This window comes from Eilatimonas milleporae (genome assembly GCF_003688555.1).
Taxonomy (GTDB): Bacteria; Pseudomonadota; Alphaproteobacteria; order Sphingomonadales; family Kordiimonadaceae; genus Eilatimonas; species Eilatimonas milleporae.
The window spans coordinates 777512-787465 of sequence record NZ_REFR01000010.1 but is presented as its reverse complement, the minus strand read 5'-3'; the positions used below and the strand labels follow the sequence as shown (position 1 = coordinate 787465).

Sequence of the window (9954 nt, the reverse complement as noted above, 5' to 3'; positions counted from 1 at the left end):
CAGACAAAGCCTATGATGCTGATTGGCTGCGATCCATGGTTATGGAGCAAGGGGCCTGGGCCAACATACCGCCCCGTTCCAACCGCAAAGATCCAATCTGCTTCAGTCCATTCCTGTACAAAGACCGTAATGCCGTTGAGCGGTTCTTCAATAAGCTCAAATACTTCAGACGTATTGCAACCCGATATGACAAACTGGGCTCAACCTTTCTGGCAATGGTGAAGCTAGCCGCAGCCGCAATACGCCTGCGCTTGAGAGCTTATGAGTCTACAGCCTAGTGTCAAACGAAAGCTTTACATCTTTATCGTTTTAGATGGGGCGCAAACAAAGGATTTGAAATGGAAACACTACTCTCCGACTCCCCACTCATCACTTTTGGTATCCCAGTTGTACTCGGCTTGGTGCTAACGGCTGTTTTGATGACACGAAAACCACCGCCGACAAATCACTATGAAAACCATGGAGATATCACCAATATTGGACATGGTGGCGAAATTCAGATTAATTCGCCCACAATCAATAAGAACTACTATGGTACTAAGAACTCACAATCTGACATCAATGAGGGCCCGGTGATACTGGGTGTTGGCATCGCAGGATTAATGGGCCTACTGTGGTTCTACTTTACGAAGTTCCCATACATTACGATCTCAATCGAAATGATCGCTACATTTAGTGGAACGTCCGTTGTTGGCATCAAAGCGTGGCACTATAAAAATAATCCCGAAACTCTCAACTCCCTAGTCGTCGGTATCATATTCGCTCTTGCCCTATATATCTACTCTCTTGAGGCAATCGACATGGCCAGTGCAATAATGACCGAGAACGCCCAAAACTATATGAAGGCAAATGGTCCCTGGACGCTTTGGGAAGAAGAACAACAGTTTTCCTTCTATGTGCTTTTGCAGATAGCGGGGCTATTGACGGCGCTTCTAGCTATGGCGTTGCTTGTCTTAACATCTCTGAAAAATTTTACCCTAAGCAATAGCCTGGCAGGATATGCCAGTGTTACCGTTTTGATTGCTGTGAGCTATTTTGCACTGTCCGGAGGGATTTTCAATTTATTGAAAAGCCTAAGCTAATAGCTGTAATGTCTTTATCTAGTGCTACCTGATGCAGGCACGATCAGATATCTCCACTAAGAGTGGATCATAACACTGTCTGCATCAGCATAAAGAGAATCCGGGCGATCCCATAACCTGATCACAACCCGGCAAACTTGAAAAGCGGATCATAGTCACTCCGATCCGCAGCTCTTAAAGCAGCGATATAGTCTTTACGGCGTTCATTCATGGCCTGGAGGTCATGACCACCAGCCCAGTCAATGAGAGCCTTGCCATAAATTTTCTGCAAAACCGCATCGGCCATGATCCGTGCATGGCGGCCGTTGCCATTTGGAAACGGATGGATAAACACCAGCCGGTGGTGAAAACGAATAGCCGCCTCCAGTTCCGGGTACGTGCCATGCTCCACCCAATAGCGCATATCATCCAACAATATACGCAGTTCAACGCTGATGGTTATGGGGTCTACACCGATATTCTTGCCAGTGCGCCTAAATGAACCTGCCCAATTCCAGACCTCACCAAACAGGCGCTCATGAAGCTTGCAGACAAAGACTTCTGTCAGAATGTCTTTTTCTCGGCTTCGGGACAGCCAGGCAATGCCATCCTGGATATTGGCCTGCTCCAGATGGTCAAGCTCGCCCCTTGTCGTGATATGCCTGAATTTGAGCCCTTCCATTTCGTCTGGGTCAAGCGGTGTTGCGCCTTCCGGATAGTCCATTTTCATGGCGTGTCCCTCCAGAAATCAGACGGCATATCGTGCAAAAGGTCCCTTGCGACACGCTCGATTTCTAGTTCCATCTCATACTGCGACAATGCCTGGTCTTCCAGCGCCATATGGGTGCCCGTAGCCTCAACGATCTGTTTTGCTTTTTTGTGCGCCTGCTCTTCCAGAATTGTCTTCACACTCTCCTGGGGGACAATTGCATAAACAAATTTGCAGTTCATGGCCTCGGCCATGTTCTGCATAGTTTTGAGCGTGACACCGCCATCAAGCTCGGCCTTTTCAGTATTGGATACAAGCGCCCGGCTTTTGCCCAAGCGTCGTGCAAGCTCGGCGGCGGACATATGCAGCGCTTTGCGTGCCGTACATAGCCAGCCCTCGGCAGGCATGCCGATCTGGCTTACAGCCTTCGCTGTTCGGTTTACCTTCTCCCGATACTGCTTTACAACGATATTCCTGATTGACATTGTATACCTATATATTTACATTTTGCCATTATGGTTGATATATTTATTGACATTTAATAAATTTTTGTCAATATATAAATATACAAAAAAATCTCAATGTAAATCTATTCATAGACAAATAATAGGTGTGGAAACCGGCTCAGCGGCGGTGAAGGATGATCTCGCCTGCACCAGGGCCATATATGTTTCGATTGCCCGCCTGCTGAATTCCCTTCTTCAGCAGGAAACGACCAAGCACAAAATCTCGTGCAACCCGATAGTGGACTTGGTTCGCAAAAGTGGAGAGCGTTTCCTGAGCTTTGAAAGGAGATTCTATGACGGATCGGAACCGCCTCAAGACATGGATCTCGGGGGTCTCCAGTCCGAACACCGCTGTTGCAATGAAACAGCGTCTGTCGATACCCGACTGCTTGAGTTGCGCGTGATACCGGGCGTGTTCCTCTTCGCCCACACGTTGTTTCATTTTAAGCGCCCGTGTGCGTCGGACGCCGTATTACCGGTCGAACAAGATCTGTTGCTCGCAGATGGCCAGGTCTGTCAGGTCGGCACGCGGGTGGCTTTGTTGTTTTTGGTGAATGGTTTCGGCGCGGACGTTATCTCTCGATTCCTTCATATGCGCGGGAGTGGGACGGTTCGGCCGTACGCGCGTCATGGCCTGCTTCGTTTTCGCGTGACCGGGTTTGTTCGGCCGCGCTGGTTTTGAGGTCTTTTCCAAGAGATTTCGTGGCTTTAGAGATGGTGGGATGACGGTCGGCGTGCTGTTCATGTGTGCGTCGCCGTTGCTCGAAGATATCCAGCACATTCATGGCCGAAGTGCGTATATTTTCCGGAAAACGGTCGAATATTTTTTCGAGATGCCGGGTTTCCGGAATTCGGCGGTCCTCAGCTTCCGGCAGTTTGATATCGACCCCGAGACCTTCTAGCGAGGATGTTTTTCCACCTGGATTCTTTTCAATGGTGCTGCGGAACCGTTTCACATTGTCGGTAAAGATTTGGACGCTGTATTGAGCCCGGCTCACAGAGACATAGAGAGTCTTTTGGTTGATTTCCGGGGAGTTTTGAGTATTGGCCACGATCCAGTTTATGGGTGTCGTCTTGCCCTGTTGTTTGTATGTCGTGATGGCATAGCCGTGGTCCCAATAAGGATGCTCCTTCAGATCAATCGTGCTTTGGACGCCATGATCGAACGTAATTGTAGCCTTATCTCCATTGATGGCCACGACTTTCCCGGTATGGCCGTTCTGGATGTTATGACCGTTTGAGAGATTCTGTCTCCATTGGATCTTGTCCCCCACGGACAGCTCGCGCGAGAGATAGCGGTAGAGTGACATGCCTTTTGTTGTGGATGTCAGGGGATCAAAGATCAGAGGTTTGCCGGATTTTCTAGGCTTCAGGTGGACCATACCGCTCTTGACCTGAAGCACCTCATATTGTTCGTCCTTTTCGACGTCCATTGAATTGTGGCCCATGTGAAAGACCACCCGGTCGCCTTTGTCATAATAGTCGGCCAGGGTGAGTTGAGCGGGCGTCAGAGCTTTTGATGACAGCACATGGAACTGATGATCACGGCTGCTGATGATCCCGTCGGACTGAAGGTGATCGCGGATGTAGCCGTTGATGGCAATGCGCCCTTTATTGTCAAGTGAGGCGATCTGGATATGGTCCCGCTTGGCGTGCCCGATCCATTTGTCAGCCACCTCTTTGGCCAGACATTCGTTGTCGATTTCTTCCACGCGGTCACCGAGAAGATTGAAAACGGATGATACCTTTCCGTCCTTGGCCGCGGCGACCAGATACTTCATGGCTCCGTTTTTCTGACGGTAGCTTTTTTTCAGATAAGGGCCTTCCAAGCCGGCATCCAGCATCAAGCTGTATGGCTTACCCTGTTCAATACTGTCGAACTGTTTGCGTTGGCCAGTGAAGAGTATCCGGGCGAACTTTTTCTCAGCGATTTGCATTAGGCGAACTGCCTGGCGTGTGCTGGACATGGAGGCTTCGTCCACAACCAGGATGGTTTTGTGGTTGGTATCTCGGCCTCCTTTCTGGAGAAAACCCGCCAAGGTGCCGCCCTGTATCCCGGCACTTTCACCCAGGTCGAGGGCAGCCGATGCCGTGGGGGCGAGCGCATAGAAGATCCGGCTGGGCACGGCTTCCACAAGTGTTCTGATCAGGTGGGATTTGCCAGCGCCGGCCACGCCTTCGATGGATAAAAAGCGGTTGCGGCTTCTGAGTACATAGCGGGCCGCCCCTTTTTGCTCCTGTGTAAGGCTCGACACGGCAAGGGCTGTGTGCGTTCTTTTTTCATTGGCGAGGGGTCTGACAACACGTCTGCCGCGTTCCAGAAGTTTCCAGAGGCGGGTTTCCCAGACGACCGAGTTTTCTAAGGTATGACCCTGATAAATGCGTTTCCCTCCGGTTTGCTGTTGCGTAGACTGGTAGCGGTAACGACCACTCTGTTCAGGCAACTCGGCTTCTATATCTTCAAGCGTGACCTGTCCGATATTGGTCTTGAGGGATTCCTGAACAGCATGCCCATGCTCGAAAACCGCTTCGCGAGAGGAAAGATGGGACAACCCCAATTTGACGGCTCGTCTTGCATGCTTGGTGTCGCGCTGGACCGGGGCTTCCCGTTGCTCGGCGTGCAATTTCAGCTTGGCAAGAGACAGAAGATTGTCTTTTGCCCGGAGCCTGAGATCGCCCATGATGCTTTCATGGTCAGCATGTTTTTTGTTTGGCCGGGTCAGCAGCGTGGCGCGGGCCAGATCCTCGGCTGACTTCCACCCTTCCTTATCGGCATGCTCTTTGATCTCTTTGCGTCTTTGGGAATAGATGTCGAGCAGGCTCTCGGGAACGCCGGTAATATCGAAGAGGCCGGTCCTGGCATTCGCCGTGATCGCATACCCCAATTCCCGTGCACGGAAGGCCAACGCATTGCGGTAGATCTGGCCGGCGGCCATTTTCATTTTGTACAAAGCGTCGCTGTGTAGCGCATACCAGCCGGTCCGCTCGGTGTCATAGGTCATGTTGGCGACGGGGCAATGGGTATGGAGCTGGGGATCCAGGGCGCGGGAAAAAAACTCCGTGAACATGCCGGCCACGAGATTGCCGGTCTGTTTGAAGACGATACTCTTATCTTCGGAACGGACACGGACATAGGCATAGGTTTCCATCCATGACAGCGCCTCTTTGACGGACTCTCTATGGGCCTGAACAAGGCGGTTATCGGTGCCAACGGTGGCCATGACGCTCACGCCTTTCGGGGCCGAGAAGGTTAAATCCCAGCCTTTCGCATGCCCTTTATGGTTATTGGCCCAACCGGCGGTGTGTCCTTTTGGCAGGATTCCGCTGAGGACTTTTTCCAGATCACGGGCTTTGACGGGACCATTTAGACCCAAAAGCTGTGACCCCTTGCCGGCCCAGGCGGATACCTCCTGTGTCGATTTGGTGTAATAATCGCCCTGCTTGTAGTAGCGGGCTGCTACGCCCGGACTGGCGTCTATTTTTCCTATGGACAGCATTGCCTACCGCTTTCCGTGAGACGTGTTTTTGCGGATGGAATCCGGGATCAGGTTCGCCAGTTCATGTTGTGTCTCGGCTGGTTTTTGTTTTCTCTGGGCACGTTTTTTGACCGGGGATTTTGGCTTTTCCTGGATGGGGGCGTCCTTGATGACCGGGTGCATATAGGGTTCGGTATCGGACGGCGTTTGCGCCACGTTCGGGGTGGGTGGAGAAGCCGTGCCGTCTGTCTTGCCAGGAGGTGTTTTATGCGATTGGGTTTCAGGCCCGTCCGGTTCTACCCCTTGTTCGGCAACTTGTGTATCAGGGCTGTTCGGTGCCGTGTCTGTGGCGGCAGGCCCTCTTTCAGGTTCGGCTGGCAGCGTTTCGGGGGCTTTGGGGTCGTTCGACGCGGGTTTCGGCGGATGTCTGTCAGTCTCTGTTTTGGCGGATGCGGACGGCGCAGGCAGGCGGGCCATCTTTTCGGTATTCCATTCTGTGATGATTTTCTCATTCTCGCGCGGTATGAAGTCGTGGGCGACTTGCGGCAGTTCCTGATAAATCAGTTCGATGGGTACGACGGGCGTGTTGGACCCGGCGCGAAAATAGAATTGCAGGTTTTTCAGATTGTTGATTTCGCTGGCCATGACGATGGGCTGGCTGCGTCTTACGATATTCACGCTTCTGCCGTCGCGGATATCATTGATGCCGAAAGAAATGCCGTCATTGCTCTCGGCCTGTTCCGCGGAACCGATGGCGTCCTCCGCCCATTTGCAGGTTTCATTGTCATTGCATCGGTAAATGCATTTCGTATGGCAGCCTCCTGAGATGGCCGCGGCCGCATTGCCATATTTACCTTCCAGAAGCGGTTTGGACTGATAGCCGATGATGCCGCTGCCGCCATATTTGGCGGCGTGTGCGAGCGCCTTGGGCAAAGAGGGCAGGGCATTCAATGTCGTCAATTCATCAATGATATAGAAGATCCGCCGGTTCATATTCTCTGGCAGGGTCATGATGGCGGAGACCACGATATCCATCCACAGGCTTATGAGCGGGCGGACCGCGTCCACATGATCGTCGCGTGTCGCGATGAATAGCCAGCCTTCATCCTCTTCATTCTGGACCCACTGGCGCAGCGAAAAAGGCTGTCCTTCCGTCTTGAGATAGTTGAAGGATTGGAGATAGGCTGCCACATGGGCCATGACCGAGGAGGCGGTTTTATCTTTACCAAAAGCACTGGTGGCTTCCGTGCCTTCGAGAAAATCGACCACATCCTCCGCCTTGGATTGCAGTGTCCAGTAAAGTAGATCTTCTATGCTTGGTTTCCTGTCTTTGAAGGTGGCCAGCTTGCGTGTCAGAGCGGCATAGACCGCACGCGCAGACAACGTCCAGAAGGGCTCCTGTCCGCGTTCATCTGGAAACAGGGAATGCGCTTGCTGGGCATAATGCGGGGCTTCGGTCAGATCATACCAGGGACGCCATTCCACGGACCGTTCGTCCATGGGATTGAGGATATAGTCCTTTCCCGGCCTATAGAAATGCTTGATGAACAACCCGCCGAAGTCATAAATGACGGCCTTCTGGCGTCCTTGTCGGATCGCGATCAGCGCGTCGATAATCTGACGGGACTTTCCCGTGCGGGATGCGCCCACCATGGCGAGATTCATGGTCTCAAAAAAGTGGGGCAGGCGCACGCCACCTATGGACAGCGTACCGGGGTCGCCCAGTGCCTTGAAATGGGTGGCCAACTCGCCGGTGGTGCCGATGCGTGAGCCCCGGACATGGAAATCCTTCGCCACCCGGCGGCCATTATAATAGAAGAAGATCAAGATGATCAGAATGAGAATGGAAGCGATGGACAATCCATAGAGTGCCCCTTGCACGGCCCCACTGCCGATCTTGAGCCAGACCGTCTTGGCCGTATTTGATTTGACGAATCTGATGGCTGACACTCGGAGATGTTTGCCGCTCAAAGTCTGGTAATGAACCGTCCCTTTGTTCCCATAAACGATGGTTTTGAAGGTGGCTGTGAAGAAGGTGGTTACGATGTAGCGGTCCCGTGGTGAGGTCACATTCCACGCCTGAATACCCGCCATGACGCTGATCAAAATGACCGCGATGAAAAGGGTCATCCTGAGTGACTGCGCCATCATCTTGATCTCATGGATCGTGGTTTGTGCGCCCCGGACAAAGGTGGTGGTCGCGGAGTCAAAGAACCTAGACATCGTCCGCCTCCGGGTCGCAAGGTTGGATGATGCCCTTGTCCAGTAGATAGACTTCCGCGTTTTCCAGAACCGCCTTGGCGCTTTTTTTGTCGAGGGCTTCCGCGAGAAACTGGTTCAGGAAAAAGCTCTTGGTGACAATCCCGAGCATGGTAAAGAGAACTTTGTCTTCGGTGACCGGACGGAATTTGTCACCCTTGACGGCTTCCTCCACAAGGACGCGCAATAGTTCGGAGCGAGAGAGACCGTTGGTCTCTGCCAGGTTAATGAATTTGTCGTAAGTCGCCTTTTCGAGTCTCGTGCCGAGAGGGACAAGCATGTGCAGCTCCCATAGAGCCGCAAAGACATTTCAGGCACCTTTACTCAACCATAAAAAAGCTAATTGAGCAAGTTTTTTTCCTTTGCGTGTAAACGGATAGCGCCATGGTAAACAACGGCTTTCCTTTTTTTCCGCTCTGTAAACACAGCCGCGTAAACGGGACATTTTTTTCTGTAAACGGTAAACATATTGTAAACATTGAAGAATTTGGAACGCAGTTTGTGCATCAGGTGTGTTCACGATTTTGCGCGTAAAGCTTGCTTTTAGCGTATCCGCTCAACACACTGGAGGGGTCCTCTTTGCCGGGGATTGAATTGGGGGGTCTTTTTTCAATCATATGAAGGAGACGCCACATGGCACGGCGCAAGAGCGTATCATTGTCGGATTTGCAGGCCCAGAAACAGGCTTTGACCGAGGCGATAGAAGCCAAGGAACAGGAACTGGCGGTCAGTTACGGTATGCCGTTCGTGCGTGCGATGGGGGACGATCTTGACGTGCGGGACCTTGCCAAGCTGGCCAGCGCGGTGGGCGCAATCGGACTGGGACAAGCCCTGACCCGTCTAACGCCCCGGCCCACACAGAAGCCGCCACACAAGCCGGGTCAAGGCTGAGCCGAAGCCGTCATCATACCGCCATGACGGACACAGAGCAACATGTCTGCAACGTGATCAGCGACATTCAGAGCGGCGTTTTGGCCGAGGATGAAACATTGTCGCTGCGCAAGATTTGCAAGCTGTATGATGTGGGCCGGTCGATGGCGAAAACTATCTTGGAGACGCTGGCGTGTGAGGGCTGGATTGACCGCGTACCGGACGGCATGAGAGGCGGCTATGTGGTGGCGTCCACGTCTCAAGCGACGCTGGATCAGGCCATGGAATTGCGTGTGATCTTGGAGGTGTATGCACTGGAAAAGCTGACGCCTGTGCTGACCAAAAGACTGTTGAGCCGCCTCAAGCAGATCAATTTGAGCATGTGCGGAGCCGGACGCCATGAGCGGTTTGACGAGGCGGCGGATTTGGACGCGGCCTTCCATGCCTGCATCATTCATGCGGTGGATACCGGGCCGTTGGCGCGTCAGATTTGTTGTCTCGGCACGCAGCAGCTTTTGAAAAACCGGACACGTTTCAGCAGTCAGGAGGAAGTGTTCCGTTACGTTTGTGAACACGCCTATCTGATTGATGCCATGGAGATGGGCCGTACGGAAAGATTTTTGTCCATGTGCCGGACCCATTTTCTAGGCGGTGTCGAGCCTGTACGGATCGCGGCGCAATAGGCGGTGGCGGGAGGGGCCGCAACCCCTCCGTTATTGATCTCAAGGATGAACCATTTCATCATCATGTTGTTCGATCATTTGCAGGAAGTCGGCGGTCTGTTCCGTCTGTTGTTTACGCAGATCCGCCAGTCTGGTCTGTGCTTTTTTACGCTCTGTTTTGCTCAGAATGGCTCCTGTCAGTTCGGCTTGAAGATCGTCGATTTCGCGTGCAATGCTCTGCATGATCCGTCTCCTTTGTCTTGATACCGTTTTTGCCTAAGATGCCGTGCCGGATTGGGTCGGGGACCACCTTTAGGTGGCCGGCTTGCCGGGGCCGGGGGGAGCCGATTTTTTTCTTCAAAAAAATTGGGGGGGACCCGGCATCCTCGACGCGGTGCGGTGCGGTGGCTT

General features: G+C 52.7%; 11 protein-coding genes. 4 read left to right on the top strand and 7 right to left on the bottom strand.

Annotation, left to right across the window (positions count from 1 at the left end; translation table 11 throughout):
- Both BXY39_RS08315 and BXY39_RS08310 read left to right on the top strand, forming a co-directional pair.
- Positions 1 to 278: transposase (locus BXY39_RS08315; RefSeq protein ID WP_147453516.1), on the top strand; the 278-nt coding region annotated here is incomplete at its 5' end.
- Positions 279 to 338: 60 nt separating this feature from the next.
- Entirely contained in the window at positions 339 to 1082 is a 744-nt protein-coding gene (locus tag BXY39_RS08310) for a hypothetical protein (protein WP_121938352.1), read from the top strand.
- A gap of 121 nt (positions 1083 to 1203) precedes the next feature.
- On the opposite strand, the gene BXY39_RS08305 is transcribed toward BXY39_RS08310, so the two are convergent.
- The 6 genes from BXY39_RS08305 to BXY39_RS08280 form a co-directional block, all read right to left on the bottom strand.
- Positions 1204 to 1791 (bottom strand): mobile mystery protein B, encoded by a 588-nt coding sequence (locus tag BXY39_RS08305; protein WP_121938351.1) that lies wholly within the window; start codon positions 1789 to 1791, stop codon positions 1204 to 1206.
- Positions 1788 to 2255 (bottom strand): mobile mystery protein A, encoded by a 468-nt coding sequence (locus BXY39_RS08300; protein WP_121938350.1) that lies wholly within the window; start codon positions 2253 to 2255, stop codon positions 1788 to 1790. Before BXY39_RS08300 ends, BXY39_RS08305 begins: the two co-directional genes overlap by 4 nt.
- A 139-nt stretch (positions 2256 to 2394) precedes the next feature.
- Positions 2395 to 2718 carry a hypothetical protein gene (locus BXY39_RS08295; protein WP_147453515.1) on the bottom strand — a complete coding sequence of 108 codons (324 nt, stop codon included), beginning with the start codon at positions 2716 to 2718 and terminating at the stop codon, positions 2395 to 2397.
- A 130-nt stretch (positions 2719 to 2848) separates the two neighbouring features.
- Complete coding sequence (gene mobF / locus BXY39_RS08290) at positions 2849 to 5773, bottom strand: MobF family relaxase (protein ID WP_121938348.1); 2925 nt, start codon at positions 5771 to 5773, stop codon at positions 2849 to 2851.
- Between the two features lie 3 nt (positions 5774 to 5776).
- Positions 5777 to 7975: a type IV secretion system DNA-binding domain-containing protein gene (locus tag BXY39_RS08285; protein ID WP_121938347.1), complete on the bottom strand. Its 2199-nt coding sequence runs from the start codon at positions 7973 to 7975 to the stop codon at positions 5777 to 5779.
- Positions 7968 to 8291: a ribbon-helix-helix protein, CopG family gene (locus BXY39_RS08280; protein ID WP_121938346.1), complete on the bottom strand. Its 324-nt coding sequence runs from the start codon at positions 8289 to 8291 to the stop codon at positions 7968 to 7970. The genes BXY39_RS08285 and BXY39_RS08280 overlap by 8 nt, the downstream gene beginning before the upstream one ends.
- Before the next feature lie 353 nt (positions 8292 to 8644).
- Between BXY39_RS08280 and BXY39_RS08275 the strand changes: the two genes are divergently transcribed.
- Entirely contained in the window at positions 8645 to 8902 is a 258-nt protein-coding gene (locus tag BXY39_RS08275; protein WP_121938345.1) for a hypothetical protein, read from the top strand.
- Positions 8903 to 8925: 23 nt separating this feature from the next.
- Positions 8926 to 9564, top strand: a complete 639-nt coding sequence (locus tag BXY39_RS08270) for a GntR family transcriptional regulator (RefSeq protein ID WP_121938344.1) — start codon at positions 8926 to 8928, stop codon at positions 9562 to 9564.
- 39 nt (positions 9565 to 9603) lie between these two features.
- Here BXY39_RS08270 and BXY39_RS08265 read toward each other — a convergent pair whose 3' ends face one another.
- Positions 9604 to 9786: a hypothetical protein gene (locus BXY39_RS08265; RefSeq protein ID WP_121938343.1), complete on the bottom strand. Its 183-nt coding sequence runs from the start codon at positions 9784 to 9786 to the stop codon at positions 9604 to 9606.
- Positions 9787 to 9954: the final 168 nt, after the last annotated feature.

Bases quoted from the DNA above. Each gene is read 5' to 3' on its own strand.
- BXY39_RS08310 (WP_121938352.1), top strand. From the start codon at position 339: ATGGAAACACTACTCTCCGACTCCCCACTCATCACTTTTGGTATCCCA.
- BXY39_RS08305 (WP_121938351.1), bottom strand. From the start codon at position 1,791: ATGAAAATGGACTATCCGGAAGGCGCAACACCGCTTGACCCAGACGAA.
- BXY39_RS08285 (WP_121938347.1), bottom strand. From the start codon at position 7,975: ATGTCTAGGTTCTTTGACTCCGCGACCACCACCTTTGTCCGGGGCGCA.
- BXY39_RS08275 (WP_121938345.1), top strand. From the start codon at position 8,645: ATGGCACGGCGCAAGAGCGTATCATTGTCGGATTTGCAGGCCCAGAAA.
- BXY39_RS08280 (WP_121938346.1), bottom strand. From the start codon at position 8,291: ATGCTTGTCCCTCTCGGCACGAGACTCGAAAAGGCGACTTACGACAAA.
- BXY39_RS08265 (WP_121938343.1), bottom strand. From the start codon at position 9,786: ATGCAGAGCATTGCACGCGAAATCGACGATCTTCAAGCCGAACTGACA.
- BXY39_RS08295 (WP_147453515.1), bottom strand. From the start codon at position 2,718: ATGAAACAACGTGTGGGCGAAGAGGAACACGCCCGGTATCACGCGCAA.
- mobF (WP_121938348.1), bottom strand. From the start codon at position 5,773: ATGCTGTCCATAGGAAAAATAGACGCCAGTCCGGGCGTAGCAGCCCGC.
- BXY39_RS08270 (WP_121938344.1), top strand. From the start codon at position 8,926: ATGACGGACACAGAGCAACATGTCTGCAACGTGATCAGCGACATTCAG.
- BXY39_RS08300 (WP_121938350.1), bottom strand. From the start codon at position 2,255: ATGTCAATCAGGAATATCGTTGTAAAGCAGTATCGGGAGAAGGTAAAC.